This window comes from Pseudomonas sp. PNPG3 (assembly GCF_023093815.1).
In the GTDB taxonomy this organism is placed as follows: Bacteria; Pseudomonadota; Gammaproteobacteria; order Pseudomonadales; family Pseudomonadaceae; genus Aquipseudomonas; species Aquipseudomonas asiatica.
The window spans coordinates 49097-67828 of sequence record NZ_JALLKV010000029.1 but is presented as its reverse complement, the minus strand read 5'-3'; the positions used below and the strand labels follow the sequence as shown (position 1 = coordinate 67828).

The window sequence follows — 18732 nt, the reverse complement described above, 5'->3', positions numbered from 1 at the left end:
CGTCACTAAAGGCGCGAAACTGGCTTGCTGAAAACCATAGAATCTCCCACAGGGTTATGTGCAGCCTTCAGGACCTGCGCAATACCTGTGGGAGCGGGTTCACCCGCGAAAGGGCCGGTACTGCCATCCGCAAGCTTCTGCCATATTCAGAAACCATGATCTACGCAGCACCTGTATCTCAGCCACTACCTTTGAAAAGTCACCTGCTTTTCAAGGAAGAAGCCAATGTCGCGAGCCCAGTCTCACCTGCTTCGCCGTGGTCGCTATTCAGAACTTGGCCGGCTCTATCTGCTGACCACCGTCACCCACCAGCGCAAGCCGCTGTTCCATGATTTCCACCATGCCCGGCTGGTCATTCACCAACTGCGACAATCAGACCAGGAACATGCCTGCCGATCATTGGCCTGGGTGCTGATGCCGGACCATCTGCATTGGCTGATTGAGTTGAAAGGTACGACGTTGGGCACCTTGATGCGAAGGTTCAAGTCCAGGTCCAGTCTGGTTTTGCATCAGGCGGGGGTTGAGCATGATCCGGTATGGCAGTCTGGGTATCAGGACCGGGCATTAAGAAGGGAAGAAAGCATGGTGCATGTCGCCAGGTACATTGTTGCCAACCCCTTGCGGGCAGGCCTGGTCAGAAGTGTCAGGGACTATCCACATTGGGATGCAGTCTGGCTTTGAATCTGTGCTGGGGCCTTCGCGGGTAAACCCGCTCCCACAGGGATTAACACAGGCTCGAGGCAGTGATATTCCTGTGGGAGCGGGTTCACCCGCGAAGAGGCCAGATCAGGCAGACGCCGCAACCTGCGCCGGGCGCTTCACCTGTGGCTGCGAAGCATTCGCTGCAGCGCCCTCTTCGATCGCCTGCTGTATCGCCTTGCGACGGCGCTCTTCGGCCTGGCGGCTGAAGTACCAGACGAAGAAGGTCACCAGCGATACCGACAGCAGGATCAAGCTTGCCACGGCGTTGATCTCCGGCTTCACGCCCAGGCGCACCGCCGAGAACACTTCCATCGGCAAGGTGGTCGAACCAGGGCCGGAGACGAAGCTCGCCAGTACCAGGTCATCCAGCGACAGGGCGAACGACATCATGCCGCCCGCAGCCAGCGACGGCGCGATCATCGGGATGGTGATCAGGAAGAACACCTTCCACGGCTTGGCACCCAGGTCCATCGCCGCTTCCTCGATCGACAGGTCCAGCTCCCGCAGGCGTGCCGACACCACCACCGCTACATACGCGGCACAGAACGTGGTATGGGCGATCCAGATGGTGACGATGCCGCGCTCCTGCGGCCAGCCAATCATCTGCGCCATGGCCACGAACAGCAGCAACAGCGACAGGCCGGTGATCACCTCAGGCATTACCAGCGGCGCGGTAACCAGGCCACCGAACAGCGTGCGGCCCTTGAAGCGGGTAACCCGGGTCAGCACGAACGCCGCCAAGGTACCCAGCGCCACCGCCGCCACCGCCGTGTAGCAGGCGATTTCCAGCGAACGCATCACCGAACCCATCAACTGGGTGTTGTCGAGCAGGCCGACGTACCACTTCACCGACCAGCCACCCCACACCGTCACCAGCTTGGAGGCGTTGAACGAGTAGATCACCAGGATCAGCATCGGCAGGTAGATGAACAGCAAGCCGAGCACCAGCATCAGCTTGGAGAAACTGAAGCGCTTCATGCCCTGCCCTCCATTTCTTTGGCCTGGCTGCGGTTGAACAGCAGGATCGGCACGATCAGGATCGCCAGCATGACCACCGCCAGCGCAGAGGCCACCGGCCAGTCACGGTTGTTGAAGAACTCTTGCCACAGCACCTTGCCGATCATCAGGGTTTCCGGGCCGCCAAGCAGTTCAGGAATCACGAACTCGCCCACCACCGGGATGAACACCAGCATGCAGCCGGCGATGATGCCGTTCTTCGACAGTGGTACGGTGATCTTCCAGAAGCTGTTGAAGGTGCTCGAACCCAGGTCCGAAGCGGCCTCGAGCAGGCTCGGGTCGTGCTTCACCAGGTTGGCGAACAGCGGCAGGATCATGAACGGCAGGTACGAATAGACCACGCCGATGTACACCGCCAGGTTGGTGTTGAGGATCTGCAGCGGCTGGTCGATCAACCCGGTCCACAGCAGGAAGCCGTTGAGCAGGCCGTTGTTGCTGAGAATGCCCATCCAGGCATAGACGCGGATCAGGATCGCGGTCCAGGTCGGCATCATGATCAGCAACAGCAGGACCGTCTGGGTCTCCTTCTTGGCGTTGGCAATGGCATAGGCCATCGGGTAGCCGATCAGCAGGCACAGCAGGGTGCTGAAGAAGGCCATCTTCAGCGAGCCCAGGTAGGCCGAGATATACAGCTCATCCTCGGTCAACAGGCCATAGTTGGCCAGGTTGAGCACCAGCTGCAGCTTGTCTTCGACGTAGCTGTAGATCTCGGTATACGGCGGGATCGCCACGTCGGCTTCGGCGAAGCTGATCTTCAGCACGATGAAGAACGGCAGCATGAAGAACAGGAACAGCCAGATGAACGGCACGCCGATCACCAGGTGCCGCCCCTCCGGGGTAATACGCTGGAAGGCTCGCTTGAGCTTGCGCAGTTTCATGACCGCAGTACCACGCCGCTGTCGTCTTCCCACCACACGTACACTTCATCGCCCCAGGTCGGGCGGGTGCCCTGGCGCTCGGCGTTGGCGACGAACGACTGGACGACCTTGCCACTCGGTAACTCGACGTAGAACACCGAGTGGCCACCCAGGTAGGCAATGTCGTGAACCTTGCCGCGCGACCAGTTGTGCTCGCAGGTCGGTTGCTGGGTGGTGACCAGCATCTTTTCCGGGCGCAGGGCGTAGGTGATGTGCTTGTCTTCCACCGACGTGGTGATGCCGTGGCCGACATAGATCTTGCGCTCCAGCTCCGGGCTGGCAATGATCGCGTGGCCTTCGGCGTCGTCGACCACTTCACCTTCGAACAGGTTGACGTTGCCGATGAACTCGCACACCAGGCGGCTGGTAGGCGTCTCGTAGATGTCCACCGGCGAGCCGATCTGGGCGATCCAGCCCAGGTGCATGATGGCGATGCGCTGGGCCATGGTCATGGCCTCTTCCTGGTCGTGGGTCACCATCACGCAGGTCACGCCAACGCGCTCGATGATCTCCACCAGTTCCAGTTGCATCTGCGAACGCAGTTTCTTGTCCAGTGCACCCATCGGCTCGTCGAGCAGCAGCAGCTTGGGGCGCTTGGCCAGCGAGCGGGCCAGTGCCACGCGCTGGCGCTGGCCGCCGGACAGCTGGTGCGGCTTGCGCTTGGCGTACTGGGTCATGTGCACCAGCTTGAGCATCTCGGCCACGCGGGCGTCGATCTCGGCCTTGGGCATCTTGTCCTGCTGCAGGCCGAAGGCGATGTTCTGCGCCACGGTCATGTGCGGGAACAGCGCGTAGGACTGGAACATCATGTTGATCGGCCGCTCGTAGGGCGGCATGTCGGTAATGTCGACGCCATCGAGGAAGATCCGCCCTTCGGTCGGGCGCTCGAAGCCGGCCAGCATGCGCAGCAAGGTGGACTTGCCGGAACCGGAGCCCCCCAGCAGAGCGAAGATCTCGCCCTTGCGGATTTCCAGGGACACATCGTCCACGGCTACCGTTTCGTCGAACTTTTTCGTGACCCGGTCGATCTTGACCAGCACCTGCTTGGGTTGCTGGCCACCCTCGAGGGCTTTTTTATAGGCACCGGAGGCAACTGCCATGAGTGAAACTCCCAACAAGATTTTTGTGCCCGCGAGCCCTGTTCTAAAGGTGCCGCCACGGGCCTGGATTTTTACTTGCCCGACTTGACCTTGGTCCAGCTACGGGTCATCAGCCGTTGCACCTTGGGTGGCAACTCTGAATTCACGAACATCTTGTTCAGCACTTCCTGCGGTGGGTAAACCGCGGCGTCAGTCCTCACGGCCTGGTCCATCAGGTCGCCAGCCTTGGGGTTCGGGTTGGCGTAACCGACGTAATCACTGACCTGGGCGATAACCTCAGGCTTCAGCAAATAGTTGATGAAGGCATGCGCCTCTTTGACGTTCTTGGCGTCCTTGGGAATCGCCAGCACGTCGAACCAGAGGTTGCCGCCTTCCTTGGGAATGGCGTAGGCCAGGTTCACGCCCTTCTTCGCTTCTTCGGCGCGGGTCTTTGCCTGGAACACATCACCTGAGAAGCCTGCCGCGACGCAGATGTCGCCGTTGGCCAGGTCGGTGATGTACTTGGACGAGTGGAAGTAGGTCACGTACGGGCGTACCGCCAGCAGTTTCTTCTCGGCGGCCTGGTAGTCCTTGGCATTGGTGCTGTTGGGGTCCAGCCCCATGTAGTTGAGCACCGCCGGCAGCATTTCGTCCGCCGAATCGAGGAAGGCCACGCCGCACTTGGCGAGCTTCTTCATGTTCTCGGGCTCGAACAGCACTGCCCAGGAGTCGATGGTGTCCACGCCCAGCGCGGCCTTCACCTTGTCGACGTTGTAACCGATGCCGTTGGTGCCCCACAGGTAAGGCACGGCGTACTGGTTGCCCGGGTCGTTCCTTTCCAGGCGCTTCATCAGCGCCGGGTCCAGGTTGGAATAATTGGGCAGCAGGTTCTTGTCGAGCTTCTGGAACGCGCCCGCCTTGATCTGCTTGCCGAGGAAATGGTTGGACGGCACTACCACGTCATAGCCGGTATTGCCGGCCAGCAGCTTGCCTTCCAGGGTTTCGTTGGAATCGAACACATCTTGCACGGGCTTGATGCCCGTGGCTTTCTCGAAGTCCGCGAGTGTGGTCGGGCCGATGTAGTCGGACCAGTTGTAGAAGTGCACCGTAGGCGCCGCTTGGACGCTGCATGCCAGCGTCAGGCCCGCTCCAGCCATCAAGGCCTTGCGGAATACAGAAATGGACAAGTGGGTGGTCCTCACAATCAGTGCCTGGGTAGCGACAATGCTGCCGCACACGCAAAACCGGCGCGCAACTTACCTTCGCAGCTTCGATGCCGCAATCATCAATTGCCTTTCACTGGCTCTGGGCCGGGATTCCCCGGCCCAGAGGTACCGCATCGGGCTTATTTGCCCGACTTGATCTTGGTCCAGCTGCGGGTGATCACACGCTGGGCAGAAGCTTCAGGCGCAGCGATCGCGTACAGCTGCTTCTTCACTTCAGCTGGCGGATAGATGCTCGGATCGCTGGTGATTTCCTTGTCCACGAACTGGGTGGCGGCAGCGTTGCCGTTCGGGAAGCGCACGGCGTTGGTGATCTCGGCCATGATTTCCGGCTGCATCAGGAAGTTCATGAACTGGTAGGCAGCGTCTTTATGCTCGGCATCCTTGGGGATGGCGACCATGTCGTAGAAGGTACCGGCACCTTCCTTCGGAATGACGTAGTCCACCTTGACCTTGTCGCCAGCTTCGTGGGCACGGGCCTTGGACTGCTCCAGGTCACCCGAGTAACCGACAGCTACGCAGATGTTGCCGTTGGCCATGTCGCCGATGTACTTGGACGAATGGAAGTAGGTGATCGAAGGACGGATCTTGAGGAACAGGTCCTCGGCGGCCTTCAGGTCTTCCTTCTTGGTGCTGTTGCTCGGCAGGCCCAGGTAGTGCAGCGCAGCCGGGAGCATTTCGGTCGGGGCATCGAGGAAGCTCACGCCGCAGCTCTTGAGCTTGGCGATGTTCTCAGGCTTGAACACCACGTCCCACGAGTCGATCTTGTCCACGCCCAGCGCGGCCTTGACCTTCTCCGGGTTGTAGCCGATACCGATCGAGCCCCACATGTACGGGAAGGCGTGCTTGTTGTCCTTGTCGCTGGCATCGCCAACGGCCTTGAGCAGGTCAGGGTCGAGGTTCTTCCAGTTCGGCAGCTTGGAGCGGTCCAGTTCCTCGTACACGCCAGCCTTGATCTGCTTGGCCAGGAAGTTGTTCGAAGGCACGACGATGTCATAGCCCGACTTGCCTGCCAGCAGCTTGGCTTCGAGGGTTTCGTTGCTGTCGAAGACGTCGTACTTGACCTTGATGCCCGACTGTTTCTCGAACTTGGCGATAGTGTCCGGAGCGATGTAGTCCGACCAGTTGTAGACGTTCAACACCTTGTCTTCAGCCTGAACAGCGGTAGCCATGGCACCCATCAGGGCGGTGGCCAGCAACGTCTTGCCCAATTTATTCATGCGTAATGCTCCAGAATTTTTTATTTAGCCATCTGTTCAGCAGCCAGGACCTACGGTGCAGAGCGCGCGGCGACTGAAACAGTCGCTAGTCTGGCAAGTTACAAGGCTCTGTATCAAGGAAAGCAGGGCCTTGTAACGACTTAATGTCACATCGCTAGCCTAGCAAACTGTCAACGAATCGCTTCGAGCGTCAGGTCCAGGCATTTGCGTGCCTTTTCCACCAGTTCGTCGATCTCTGCATGGCTGATCACCAGCGGCGGCGCAATGATCATGGTGTCACCCACCGCACGCATGATCAGGCCGTTTTCGAAGCAGAAGGTGCGGCAGATCATGCCTACGCCCTTGCCTTCGTAACGGCTGCGGGTGGCCTTGTCCTTGACCAGCTCGATCGCGCCGAGCAGGCCCAGGCCGCGTACCTCGCCCACCAGAGGGTGGTCCTGCAGCTCACGCAAACGCTTTTGCAAATAAGGTGCCGCTTCGGTGCGCGCCTTCTCGACGATTTTCTCGTCGCGCAGGATGCGCAGGTTTTCCAGGCCCACCGCCGCCGCTACCGGGTGGCCGGAGTAGGTGAAGCCGTGGTTGAAGTCGCCGCCTTCGCTGAGTACCTGGGCCACGGTGTCACGCACGATCACACCGCCCATGGGGATGTAACCGGAAGTCAGGCCCTTGGCGATGGTCATCAGGTCGGGCTTGAGGTCGTAGTAGTCGGAGCCGAACCACTCGCCGGTACGACCGAAACCGCAGATCACTTCGTCGGCGACGAACAGGATGTCGTACTTGGCGAGGATCTCCTTCACCTTCGGCCAGTAGGTTTCCGGCGGGATGATCACGCCGCCGGCGCCCTGGATCGGCTCGGCGATAAAGGCGGCGACGTTGTCTTCGCCGACTTCGAGGATTTTCTGCTCCAGCTGATCGGCCGCCCACACCCCGAACTCGTCCGGGGTCATGTCGCCGCCTTCGCCGAACCAGTAAGGCTGCGGGATATGCACGATGCCAGGAATCGGCAGGCCGCCCTGCTCGTGCATGCCGCTCATGCCGCCCAGGCTGGCGCCAGCCACGGTGGAGCCGTGGTAGCCGTTGATGCGGCCGATGATGGTCTGCTTCTGTGGCTTGCCTTTCAGCGCCCAGTAATGGCGGACCATGCGCAGCACGGTGTCGTTGCCTTCGGAGCCGGAGCCGGTGAAGAACACATGGGTCATGCCTTGCGGCGCCACGTCGGAGATTGCCTTGGCCAGTTCCAGCGCAGGCGGGTGGGCAGTCTGGAAGAACAGGTTGTAGTACGGCAGCTCGCGCATCTGCTTTTCTGCCGCCTGCACCAGTTCTTCACGGCCATAGCCCACAGCCACGCACCACAGGCCAGCCATGCCGTCGAGGATCTTGTGCCCCTCGCTATCCCACAAATGCACACCCTGGGCCTTGGTGATGATGCGCGGCCCCTTCTCCTTCAGCTGCTTGTAGTCGCTGAAGGGCGCGAGGTGATGCTCCCCGCTCAGGGTTTGCCATTCACGGGTTTGCGGGTTGTTGACGCTCATGTGCTTCTCCGTTGTTCGACAGCCGCGTCCTGCGGCACCAAGTTGATCAGACAGCAAACAGCAGGAACTCACGCTCCCAGGAACTGATGACTCGCTTGAAGTTCTCGTGCTCGGCGCGCTTGGTAGCGACGTAGCCGGTGATGAACTTCTTGCCCAGGTACTGCACCAGTGCACGGCTGTTTTCCATGCGTTCCAGGGCATCTTCGATGGTCAGTGGCAGGCGCAGGTTGCGGCGTTCGTAGCCACGGCCCTGCACCGGCGCGCTGGCGTCGATGCCTTCGACCATGCCGATGTAGCCACACAGCAGGCTGGCAGCGATGGCCAGGTATGGGTTGGCGTCGGCGCCTGGCAGGCGGTTCTCGACCCGGCGGCTTTGCGGGCCGGCGTCCGGCACGCGCAGGCCGACGGTACGGTTTTCCTCGCCCCACTCCACGTTCACCGGCGCCGAGGTGTCGGGCAGGAAGCGACGGAACGAGTTGACGTTGGGGGCGAACAGCGGCAATGCCTCGGGGATGAACTTCTGCAGGCCACCGATGTGGTGCAGGAACAGTTCGCTCATGCTGCCGTCGTCGTTGCTGAAGATGTTCTTGCCGGTGGCCACGTCGACCACGCTCTGGTGCAGGTGCATGGCACTGCCTGGCTCACCGGTCATGGGCTTGGCCATGAAGGTGGCGGCCACATTGTGCTTGAGCGCGGCCTCGCGCATGGTGCGCTTGAACACCAGGATCTGGTCGGCCAGGTGCAGGGCGTTGCCATGACGGAAGTTGATCTCCATCTGCGCCGTGCCGTCCTCATGGATCAGCGTGTCGAGATCCAACTGCTGCAGTTCGCACCAGTCGTAGACGTCTTCGAACAGCGGGTCGAATTCGTTGGCGGCTTCGATCGAGAACGACTGACGGCCGGTTTCCGGCCGGCCCGAACGGCCTACCGGGGGCTGCAGCGGGAAGTCCGGGTCTTCGCTGCGCTTGGTCAGGTAGAACTCCATCTCCGGCGCGACGATCGGCTGCCAGCCCTTGTCGGCGTAGAGCTTGAGGACTTTCTTCAGCACGTTGCGCGGCGACAGTTCGACCGGGTTGCCCTTCTTGTCGTAGGTATCGTGGATCACCTGGGCGGTCGGCTCGATGGCCCATGGCACCAGGAACACGGCGTTCTCGTCGGGGCGGCAGATCATGTCGATGTCCGCCGGGTCCAGCAGTTCGTAATAGATGTCGTCGTCGACGTAGTCGCCGGTCACGGTCTGCAGCAGCACGCTCTCGGGCAGGCGCATGCCTTTTTCGGCGATGAACTTGTTGGTAGGCGAAATCTTGCCGCGCGTGATGCCGGTCAGGTCACTGATCATGCATTCGACTTCGGTGATCTTGTGCTCTTTCAACCAATCGGTGAGCTGGTCGAGGTTGTTACTCATAAATACCTCAGGAGGTAAGGTGGTCCGCGCACTGATTCTGGATGGAGTACATTGCTAAAGCAAAAACCCCCGCGCAGAGCCGCAGTGGATACACTGAAAACAAGTGTGTCCGTAATGAGTTCGAAAGGCAGGAAGACGAAACGAAGGGCGGCAAGCCGCTACGAGGGCAGGTCCGGGAGCGCCAAACGTCAATTATTGCGGCCAGGGCGGCCACGCCATTGACGAAGCTTGCAAAAATGACGGATGTACCCGATGGCACTGCGCAGGCAGTACTTTCAGGTCTCGGCAAGCGGACCATGTGACCCTCGTATTATTGTGTTCTGGGTTGAGACCGAGCTTAGCCTTGTTCATTTTTTTACACAACACCTCCGTAAAAAATAAAACACGGTTGGTCGGAGATAGCCCTTTGCGAGGGAAATAGCGGATAATGGCTTGCCCCGATATGCAGCAAATCTGCCGTCGATGTGCCATTTCAGGGCATCATGGGGTTGGCTTGACATCAGTTTGTCTTTTCGATTGACTGGTCTTGCAAGCCCCCCTTGATTGATATTTTTAACAACAAAGGTGTTGCATCATGTCGGTACCCCCGCGTGCCGTTCAGCTTAACGAAGCGAACGCGTTCCTTAAGGAACATCCTGAGGTTCTCTACGTTGACCTTCTGATTGCAGATATGAATGGTGTGGTGCGTGGCAAGCGCATAGAGCGCACCAGCCTCCACAAGGTTTACGAGAAAGGCATCAACCTGCCTGCCTCCCTCTTCGCCCTGGACATCAACGGTTCCACCGTTGAAAGCACCGGGCTGGGCCTGGACATCGGCGATGCTGACCGCATCTGCTATCCAATCCCTGACACCCTCTGTAACGAGCCGTGGCAAAAGCGCCCAACCGCTCAGCTGCTGATGACCATGCACGAGCTCGAAGGCGAGCCGTTCTTCGCCGACCCGCGTGAAGTGCTGCGTCAGGTGGTGAGCAAGTTCGACGAACTGGGCCTGACCATCTGTGCCGCGTTCGAGCTGGAGTTCTACCTGATCGACCAGGAGAACGTGAACGGTCGCCCGCAGCCACCGCGCTCGCCAATTTCGGGCAAGCGCCCGCAGTCGACGCAGGTGTACCTGATCGACGACCTCGATGAATATGCCGACTGCCTGCAGGACATCCTGGAAGGCGCGAAGGAGCAAGGCATCCCGGCCGACGCCATCGTCAAGGAAAGCGCCCCGGCGCAGTTCGAAGTCAACCTGCACCACGTGGCCGACCCGCTCAAGGCCTGCGACTACGCAGTACTGCTCAAGCGGTTGATCAAGAACATCGCCTACGACCATGAAATGGACACCACCTTCATGGCCAAGCCCTACCCGGGCCAGGCAGGCAACGGCCTGCATGTACACATTTCCGTGCTGGACAAAGATGGCAACAACATCTTCACCAGCGAGGATCCCGAGCAGAACGCCGCGCTACGTCACGCTGTCGGCGGTGTGCTCGAGACCCTGCCCGCGTCCATGGCGTTCCTTTGCCCGAACGTCAACTCGTACCGCCGCTTCGGCGCGCAGTTCTATGTACCGAACGCGCCAAGCTGGGGCCTGGACAACCGCACCGTGGCCCTGCGCGTGCCGACCGGCTCGCCGGACGCCGTACGCATCGAGCACCGCGTGGCCGGTGCCGACGCCAACCCGTACCTGATGATGGCCGCCGTACTGGCCGGCGTGCACCATGGCCTGACCAACAAGGTAGAACCGGGTGAGCCGATCGAAGGCAACTCGTACGAGCAGCTGGAGCAGAGCCTGCCGAACAACCTGCGCGATGCCCTGCGCGAGCTGGACGACAGCGAGATCCTGAACAAGTACATCGATCCGAAGTACATCGACATCTTCGTCGCGTGCAAGGAGAGCGAGCTGGAGGAGTTCGAGCACTCGATCTCCGACCTCGAGTACAACTGGTACCTGCATACCGTGTAAACGAAAACGCCGCCCACAAGGGCGGCGTTCTTGTTCAAGATTGGTGTCGACTGCTTCGCGGGTAAACCCGCTCCCACAGGGACCGCGCCGGCCTCAGGCCCGGTGAAGATCCTGTGGGAGCGGGTTCACCCGCGAAGAGGCCAGTACAGGTTTACAAGGGCTTCTCGAAAATCTTCGAATTACGCTGGTAGTTGTACAGCGAAGCCCGCGCCGCTGGCAGTCGCTCGACCCCACTCGGCGCAAACCCGCGTTCGCGGAACCAGTGCGCGGTACGCGTCGTCAGCACGAACAGGGTGTTCAGCCCCAGCTGTCGCGCCCGGCTTTCGATGCGCTCCAGCAGCTCGTCGCCACGCCCGCCATGGCGGTACTCGGGGTTCACCGCCAGGCACGCCAGCTCGCCGGCGTCGGAGTCGGCAATCGGGTACAACGCCGCACAAGCGATGATCATGCCTTCGCGCTCGACCACGCTGAACTGCTCGATCTCCCGCTCCAGCACCTCACGCGAACGGCGTACCAGGATGCCCTGCTCTTCCAGCGGGCTGATCAGCTCCAGCAAACCGCCCACGTCCTCGATGGTCGCCTCGCGTACCACTTCGAACTGCTCCTGCGACACCAGCGTGCCGCCACCGCCACGGGTGAACAGCTCGGTCAGCAAGGCGCCGTCCTCGGCATAGCTGACAATATGGCTGCGCGCCACGCCGCCTTTGCAGGCTTCGGCCGCGGCATCCAGCAATTCGCCCTGGTAATCGCTGCCCAGACGCTGCAGATGCGGGGCAACCTGCTGCGGGCGCAGCTCACGTACCAGCTTGCCATCGGCATCCAGCAGGCCCGGCTCGGCACCGAACAGCAGCAGCTTGTCGGCACCCAGTTCGATGGCGGCGCGGGTGGCCACGTCTTCGCAGGCCAGGTTGAAGATTTCCCCCGTGGGCGAGTAGCCCAGCGGCGACAACAGCACGATGGAGCGTTCGTCGAGCAGGCGGCTGATGCCCTTGCGGTCGACCCGACGCACTTCGCCGGTGTGGTGGTAGTCCACGCCTTCGAGCACGCCGATCGGCCGCGCCGTGACCAGGTTGCCGGACGCCACGCGCAGGCGCGAACCCTGCATCGGCGAAGCGGCGATGTCCATCGACAAGCGTGCCTCGATGGCCAGGCGCAGGGCGCCGACGGCATCGATCACGCAATCCAGGGTGGCGGCATCGGTGATGCGCAGGCCACGGTGGTAGTGCGGGGTCAGGCCGCGATCAGCCAGGCGGCTTTCGATCTGCGGGCGCGAGCCATGCACCAGCACCAGGCGCACGCCCAGGCTGTGCAGCAGCACCAGGTCGTGGACGATGTTGCCGAAATTAGGGTGTTCCACCCCATCGCCAGGGAGCATGACCACGAAGGTGCAGTCGCGATGGGCATTGATATACGGGGAGGCATGACGCAGCCAGTTGACGTAGTCGGGCATGACAGGGCCTGTGGATAAGTGGACGGAGAACGGCGATACAGGGGGCGTTCAGGATCATCGTCGGAACAGGCTTGCGGTCACGCGCGGTCTCCTCTAGGCAGGAACGAAACAGTTCGGTTGACGTTTAGTCCAGGCAATAGTGCCGGATCAGGTCACGCAATAGACGCACGGTAGGCTCGATTCGTGACATTTCAAGGTATTCGCCGGGCTGGTGAGCACAGGCGATGTCGCCGGGGCCCAGCACGATGGTCTGGCAACCCAGTTGCTGAAGATAAGGCGCTTCGGTGCCGAACGCCACCGCTTCGGCGCGATGGCCGGTCAGGCGCTCCGCCACTTGCACCAACTCGGCGTCGGCTGCCTGCTCGAAAGGCGGCACCTCCGGGAACAACGGCGCATAGTCGATGCGCACCTCAAAGCGCTCTGCCACCGGCATCAGCTTGGCGCGAATGGCCGCGCGCAGTTGCTCCACATCCATGCCTGGCAGCGGGCGCAGGTCGAACTCCAGGGCACATTGGCCGCAGATTCGGTTGGGGTTGTCGCCGCCGTGGATGCAGCCGAAGTTCATGGTCGGGGTCGGTACGGTGAACTGCGGGTTGCGGTAGGTCTGCTGCCATTGCTGGCGCAACCCCATCAGCTCGCCCATCACTGCGTGCATGGCCTCCATGGCGCTGCGGCCCAGGCTTGGGTCCGAGGAGTGGCCGCTGCGCCCGAGGATGTCGATGCGGTCCATGAGGATGCCTTTGTGCATGCGGATCGGCCGCAGCCCGGTGGGCTCGCCGATCACCGCCGCACGGCCGAGCGGCTGGCCAGCCTCGGCCAGGGCACGGGCCCCGGACATGGAGCTTTCTTCGTCACAGGTGGCGAGGATCAGCAGCGGCTGCTTGAAATCGTGCTCCAGCAATGGGATGACCGCTTCGATGACCAGGGCGAAGAAGCCCTTCATGTCACAGCTGCCCAGGCCGACCCAGCGGCCGTCGGTTTCGGTCAGTTTCAGCGGGTCGCTGGCCCACAGCTGTTCGTCGTAGGGCACCGTGTCGCTGTGCCCCGCCAGCACCAGGCCACCCGGGCCGGTGCCACGGCTGGCCAGCAGGTTGAACTTGCCGGGGCTGACCTGCTGGATGTCGCACTTGAAACCCAGGTCGCCCAGCCAGCCGGCCAGCAGGTCGATGACCTGGCGATTGGACTGGTCCAGCGCAGGCTGGGTGCAACTGACCGAGGGCGCGGCGATCAGGGCGGCGAACTGGTCTTTCAGCGTCGGCAACGGCATGCGCGTACTCCTCGGAAGCGTTGCCCATCATAACAATGCCGTCCAATCGTGTGGGCTTCTTCGCGGGTAAACCCGCTCACACAGGGAAAGCGCCGCACCTGAGGGCAGCACAGGACCTGTGGGAGCGGGTTCACCCGCGAAGAAGCCAACCACGATCCAACAGACGAGAGCCGACTCCTGTAGACTGCTGGGCAACCACGCCCCTCCTTCGAGCCTGTGATGCACAAAGAAACCGAACTCAAGCTCCGCGCCAGCCGCGAGACCCTTGCCGCCCTGCGCGAGCACCCTCTGCTGAAAAAGCGCAACAAGTCCGGCTGGCAGACCCGCGAACTGCTCAACCAGTACTTCGACACCCCCGAGCGCGAGCTCTCCGCCGCCCGTGTCGCCCTGCGCCTGCGCCGCGATGGCGAGGCCATCATCCAGACCCTCAAGTGCCGCGGCACCAGCGTGGCCGGCCTGTCCGAGCGCAACGAGCATGAATGGCAACTGGACAAGGTCAAGCTCGATCTGAAGAAGCTCGACGACAGCTGCTGGCCCGCGCAACTGGCCAACCTGGACAAAAAGACCATCAAGCCGTTGTTCACCACCGACTTCAGCCGTGAATACGCCGAAATCGCCTGGGGCCGTGGCAAGAGCAAGGTGGTGATCGAGGCCGCGCTGGACCAGGGTTTCGTGATCGCCGGCAAGCGCAAGGAAGAAATCTGCGAGCTGGAACTGGAACTGCGTGAAGGTGAGCCGCAGGCACTGCTGGAACTGGCCGCCGAGCTGGCCGCCAGCCTGCCGCTGATGCCATGCGACATCAGCAAGGCCGAGCGTGGCTACCGTCTGCTGGAGCCGGACAGCTACGAGCTGGGCCTGCCGCACACCGAGCTGGAAGCCGAAATGGCCGTGGACGACGCCTACGCCGCACTGGCCTGGCAACTGCTGGGTAGCAGCCAGCGTCTGGCCGAGCAATACCGCCACAACGGCCACTGGCGCCTGCTGCAGGATTGGGTCGAGTGCCTGAGCGAGCTGCGCGCCATTACCGCTAGCCTGGGCCAGGCCGCGCCACGCGCCACCACCCGCGACCTGCGCAGCAGCCTGGACGCCTTGCTCGAAGACTGGCGTCCGCTGGTGCAGGCCGGTAACGAAGACGAAGATATCCGCCGCGCCGCCCCAGAGCAGTTCGCCGAAGAGCTGGAGGACGTGCGCTGGGGCCAGTTCTCGCTGGAAACCTCGCGCTGGCTGCTGGCCCGTGCCTGGACCGTGGAGCGCAAAGGCCGTGGCGAGCGCCAGGGCAAGGCGCAGCTGGCAAGCTGGCTGGCGCACCTGCTGGGCGAAGAAGGCCGAGCGTTGAAGCTGCCGCTGTACACGCAGCGTCCGGAAGATCTGGCCGAGCAACTGCCGCGTATCGAGCAGCTGCTGGCCTGGCTGCACCACGCTCGTCAGGTGCTGGAAGCGCCGCAGATGGACCGCCTGTATGGCGACCTGAAGAAGCTGCACGAGCTGGCTGAGCAGCCGATCAGCGATGAAGTGCTGGAAGCGCGTATCGAACAGGCTCGTGCAGTGGATCAGAGCCGCGGCTGGAAGCACTTGCTCAAGGCGTGATACCGCGTCGCATTCTTCGCGGGTAAACCCGCTCCCACAGGGGTCGCGCTGCTCTCTGGCTCACTGATAACCCTGTGGGAGCGGGTTTACCCGCGAATGCCTCAGCGCGACAGTGGCAGGCTGGTGGTGGACTTGATCTCCGACAGCGCCACGATCGAGTTCACTTCCTGTATCCCCGGCACGTTCGACAGCTTTTCGAAGAAGAACCGTTCATAAGCCTCGATATCCGGGGTGACGATGCGCAACAGAAAGTCCACCGACCCCATCAGCACATAACACTCCAGCACCTCCGGAAACCCGCGGATTGCGTCGGTGAACTCTGTGAAGTTGGAGCGCCCGTGGGCGTTCAGTTTCACCTCGGCGAAAATCTGCGTGTTCAGGCCGACCTTCTTGCGGTCCAGCAAGGTCACCTGCCCACGAATCACTCCCTCCTCCTTCAACCGTTGGATACGCCGCCAGCACGGCGATTGCGACAGCCCCACGCGTTCGGCGATCTGCGCGCTGGACAGCGAAGCGTCCTCCTGCAGCAGTTCGAGGATACGGCGGTCGTAGGCATCCAGCTCGCTGTGCATCAATAATTCTCCTGAACAGCACTTCATGAATATAACAATTCGCCAATACAGCGAAATGATCAAATCATAGCGAAAAAATACCGCCGCCAACGTGCAAGAATTTCTCCAACATTTGCGGAGACCAGCATGAACGCACAGCCCCGTACCGACGCCTGGGCCGCCAGCAGCGCCCACAGCACCGTGCACTATCGCCTGCAGGCCGAGGCCGAGCCTGACAGCCTGTGCCGGGTGCTCAACCTGTTTGCCCTGCAGTTCCTGACCCCGCACAGCGTGCAGGTCAGTCAGCAGGACGACTGGCTGGATATCGAGGTCGGCATCGGCGGCCTCAGCTGGCACCGGGCCGAGGTGATTGCGCAGAAACTGCGCAACCTGGTGTGTGTGGGTGAAGTGAGCCTGAGCAACCTGCAGCGGGTGGAGCTGGCGGTGGTCTGAGCCATGCTCGGTGCTTGTGCCGGCCTCTTCGCGGGTAAACCCGCTCCTACAGGTACTGCACAACATTCAAGTTTGTGCGGTCATGTGGGAGCGGGTTTACCCGCGAAGAGGCCGGCACAAGCAAAGCAAAATTTCGAAACCTTTCACCCTCGGTAACCCTCCCTCGCCCGGCTAGCCTTGATCAGCACTCCCCTATCAGGCACGGACGCCAATCATGCACACCCCCGACAACCCGGCACTCGACCTCAAGCGCGTACTCCAGGGCCTGCTCACCGACCAGCACCTGCACGCCAACGACACCCTGCAGGTACTCGAGCACGCCGCCAATCACCCCACCGCCCACCCGCTGGAACAGATCGCCGCCTGCGCCCTGGAAGACCGCCGACACCCTGGCAAGCCCCTGGACCTGGATCGCCTCTGCCAATGGCTGGCCAACAAGGTCGGCCAGCCCTACCTGCGCATCGACCCGCTGCAACTGGACCTGCCCCAGGTCACCGGCCTGATATCCCCGGCCTTCGCCCAGCGCCACGGCATCCTTATCGTCGCCGCCGACGCCTCCAGCGTCACCGTCGCCAGCGCCCAGCCCTACCAGGACGACTGGCTGGCCGACCTCACCCGCAGCCTGGGCCGGCCGATCCGGCGCGTGCTGGCCAGCCCGCAGCAGGTCCGCCAGGCAGGGCAGTCGTTCCACCGCCTGGCCCAATCGGTAAAGGGCGCGCAACACCAGCAGTCAGCCAGCCTGGGCGAACTCGAACAGCTGCTGGAGCTGGGCAAGCGCCAGGCCGAGGCCAGTGCGGACGACGCGCACATCGTGCATATCGTCGACTGGCTGCTGCAGTACGCCATCGAGCAACGCGCCAGCGATATCCACCTGGAACCACGCCGCGAACAGGGCCAGCTGCGCTACCGCATCGACGGCCTGCTGCACAACGTCTATGCCTTCCCCGCCGGCGTGACCTTGGCGCTGGTCAGCCGCCTGAAACACCTGGGGCGCATGGACGTCGCGGAAAAGCGCCGGCCGCAGGATGGCCGGTTGCAAAGCCGCCTGCCTGGCGGCGGCGAGGTGGAACTGCGGCTGTCGACCTTGCCGACTCCGTTCGGCGAGAAACTGGTGCTGCGCCTGTTCGACCCGCAACAGTTGCAAGAAGGCTTCGACCGGCTCGGCCTGGACGGGGCGCAACTGGACCAGTGGCAAGGCCTGCTGCGTCATCGTCAGGGCATCATTCTGGTTACCGGCCCGACCGGGTCCGGCAAGACCAGCACGCTTTACGCCAGCCTCAAGCTGCTGGCCACGCCGCAGGTCAACCTGTGCACCATCGAAGACCCGATCGAGCGCCTGGAACCCGCCTTCAACCAGTTGCAGGTGCAACCCGCCCTGGACCTGGGATTCGCCAATGGTGTGCGGGCCATGCTGCGCCAGGACCCGGACATCATCATGATCGGCGAAATCCGTGATCGCGAGACCGCCCTGGTGGCGGTGCAGGCAGCCCTGACCGGGCACCTGGTGCTGTCGACCCTGCATACCAACGACGCCTGTGGCGCGATCACCCGCCTGCAGGAACTGGGTGTGGCCGACTACCTGATCAAGGCGACGCTGGTGGGGGTCATGGCCCAGCGGCTGGTGCGCACACTGTGCGCGGATTGCCGGGGTGATACAGCGCTGCGCGAAGGGCAGCCATGCCGTACCTGTCGTGGCACGGGGTTCCATGGCCGCACAGGGTTGTTCGAGCTGCTGATACCCAGCGATAGACTGCGCGCCCTGATAGGCCCGGACAGCGATCTGGCCAGTTTGCGGCGCCAGGCCGTGGCCGATGGCTTGCTCGATCTGCGCCGCTGCGGCGAAGCCAAGGTAGCCTGTGGGCAGACCCGCCTAGAGGAAGTGCTACGGGCCTGTTCCTGAGCAAAAATCCTTTGTATTCAAGGAACTTGCACCCCTGCGGCAGGATCAAATCGCGCATCTTCAACCCTCACCCTTCGAGGTGTTTCAACATGCGTTTCAAAACCGCCATCGCTGCCGCTGCCTTGCTTTCGCTGCCTATCGGCTCGGCCATGGCCGATACCTTCTGGCGTAACGTGATGACTACCGGTGCTACCACGGCATCGAGCTACCTGACTTCCGGGGATCACAAGCTGGTGATGGCGGCGCAGGATGACGCCGGCAGCTTCGTGGCCAGCGAAGGCGCGATCCGTGGGCCGTTCCTCGAAGCGGCAATTCGCCAGGCTCGCGCGGAGAACCCGGGGATGCAGGCTTCCGACATGGAACTGGCCAATGCCATCCTGGCCAAGAATGCGGTAGCCGAGTAACCGCGTCGCCTGCTTAGCGGGTGAACCCGCTCCCACAGGTACTGCACAGTATTCGAAACTTGTACAAGTCCTGT

General features: G+C 62.1%; 17 protein-coding genes. 7 read left to right on the top strand and 10 right to left on the bottom strand.

From position 1 onward, the window contains the following. Positions 1-225 precede the first annotated feature (225 nt). A complete protein-coding gene (locus MJ643_RS18855) occupies positions 226-681 on the top strand; it encodes a transposase (RefSeq protein ID WP_013974702.1) in 456 nt (151 codons plus the stop codon). A gap of 105 nt (positions 682-786) precedes the next feature. Here the strand turns inward: MJ643_RS18855 and MJ643_RS18850 are convergent, their stop codons facing one another. The 7 genes from MJ643_RS18850 to MJ643_RS18820 all read right to left on the bottom strand — a co-directional run bounded on the left by MJ643_RS18850 (position 787) and on the right by MJ643_RS18820 (position 9095). Beyond that, complete coding sequence (locus tag MJ643_RS18850; RefSeq protein ID WP_003258560.1) at positions 787-1680, bottom strand: ABC transporter permease subunit; 894 nt, start codon at positions 1678-1680, stop codon at positions 787-789. Continuing rightward, positions 1677-2597 carry an ABC transporter permease subunit gene (locus tag MJ643_RS18845; protein WP_013974703.1) on the bottom strand — a complete coding sequence of 307 codons (921 nt, stop codon included), beginning with the start codon at positions 2595-2597 and terminating at the stop codon, positions 1677-1679. The genes MJ643_RS18850 and MJ643_RS18845 overlap by 4 nt, the downstream gene beginning before the upstream one ends. Beyond that, the gene (gene potA / locus MJ643_RS18840) at positions 2594-3736 is read right to left on the bottom strand and encodes a polyamine ABC transporter ATP-binding protein (RefSeq protein WP_013974704.1); all 1143 of its coding nucleotides are present in this window, start codon (positions 3734-3736) and stop codon (positions 2594-2596) included. The genes MJ643_RS18845 and potA overlap by 4 nt, the downstream gene beginning before the upstream one ends. Positions 3737-3807: 71 nt before the next feature. Beyond that, entirely contained in the window at positions 3808-4902 is a 1095-nt protein-coding gene (locus MJ643_RS18835) for a polyamine ABC transporter substrate-binding protein (protein ID WP_015272218.1), read from the bottom strand. Positions 4903-5060: 158 nt separating this feature from the next. After that, the gene (locus MJ643_RS18830; RefSeq protein ID WP_023660780.1) at positions 5061-6158 is read right to left on the bottom strand and encodes a polyamine ABC transporter substrate-binding protein; all 1098 of its coding nucleotides are present in this window, start codon (positions 6156-6158) and stop codon (positions 5061-5063) included. Positions 6159-6328: 170 nt separating this feature from the next. Continuing rightward, positions 6329-7690: an aspartate aminotransferase family protein gene (locus tag MJ643_RS18825; protein ID WP_023660779.1), complete on the bottom strand. Its 1362-nt coding sequence runs from the start codon at positions 7688-7690 to the stop codon at positions 6329-6331. A gap of 46 nt (positions 7691-7736) precedes the next feature. Continuing rightward, positions 7737-9095: a glutamine synthetase family protein gene (locus MJ643_RS18820; RefSeq protein WP_013974708.1), complete on the bottom strand. Its 1359-nt coding sequence runs from the start codon at positions 9093-9095 to the stop codon at positions 7737-7739. Between the two features lie 41 nt (positions 9096-9136). Between MJ643_RS18820 and MJ643_RS18815 the strand changes: the two genes are divergently transcribed. Both MJ643_RS18815 and MJ643_RS18810 read left to right on the top strand, forming a co-directional pair. Continuing rightward, positions 9137-9397, top strand: coding sequence for a hypothetical protein (locus tag MJ643_RS18815; protein WP_023663073.1), 261 nt, complete (start codon positions 9137-9139; stop codon positions 9395-9397). Between the two features lie 272 nt (positions 9398-9669). After that, positions 9670-11046: a glutamine synthetase family protein gene (locus MJ643_RS18810; protein ID WP_003259348.1), complete on the top strand. Its 1377-nt coding sequence runs from the start codon at positions 9670-9672 to the stop codon at positions 11044-11046. A gap of 151 nt (positions 11047-11197) precedes the next feature. On the opposite strand, the gene argA is transcribed toward MJ643_RS18810, so the two are convergent. Both argA and argE read right to left on the bottom strand, forming a co-directional pair. Continuing rightward, a complete protein-coding gene (argA, locus tag MJ643_RS18805; protein WP_013974710.1) occupies positions 11198-12496 on the bottom strand; it encodes an amino-acid N-acetyltransferase in 1299 nt (432 codons plus the stop codon). Positions 12497-12620: 124 nt separating this feature from the next. Continuing rightward, positions 12621-13763: an acetylornithine deacetylase gene (argE, locus tag MJ643_RS18800; protein ID WP_013974711.1), complete on the bottom strand. Its 1143-nt coding sequence runs from the start codon at positions 13761-13763 to the stop codon at positions 12621-12623. 219 nt (positions 13764-13982) lie between these two features. Here argE and MJ643_RS18795 point away from each other — a divergent pair, with 219 nt between their 5' ends. Further along, entirely contained in the window at positions 13983-15350 is a 1368-nt protein-coding gene (locus tag MJ643_RS18795) for a CYTH domain-containing protein (RefSeq protein ID WP_003259352.1), read from the top strand. A gap of 101 nt (positions 15351-15451) precedes the next feature. Here the strand turns inward: MJ643_RS18795 and MJ643_RS18790 are convergent, their stop codons facing one another. Continuing rightward, a complete protein-coding gene (locus MJ643_RS18790; protein ID WP_015272225.1) occupies positions 15452-15922 on the bottom strand; it encodes an Lrp/AsnC family transcriptional regulator in 471 nt (156 codons plus the stop codon). A 126-nt stretch (positions 15923-16048) separates the two neighbouring features. Between MJ643_RS18790 and MJ643_RS18785 the strand changes: the two genes are divergently transcribed. The 3 genes from MJ643_RS18785 (at position 16049) to MJ643_RS18775 (ending at position 18658) form a co-directional block, all read left to right on the top strand. Next, a complete protein-coding gene (locus tag MJ643_RS18785; protein ID WP_003259353.1) occupies positions 16049-16354 on the top strand; it encodes a hypothetical protein in 306 nt (101 codons plus the stop codon). A 214-nt stretch (positions 16355-16568) separates the two neighbouring features. Further along, the gene (locus MJ643_RS18780) at positions 16569-18254 is read left to right on the top strand and encodes a GspE/PulE family protein (protein ID WP_169775116.1); all 1686 of its coding nucleotides are present in this window, start codon (positions 16569-16571) and stop codon (positions 18252-18254) included. Between the two features lie 89 nt (positions 18255-18343). Further along, positions 18344-18658: a DUF2388 domain-containing protein gene (locus tag MJ643_RS18775; RefSeq protein WP_003259356.1), complete on the top strand. Its 315-nt coding sequence runs from the start codon at positions 18344-18346 to the stop codon at positions 18656-18658. Positions 18659-18732: the final 74 nt, after the last annotated feature.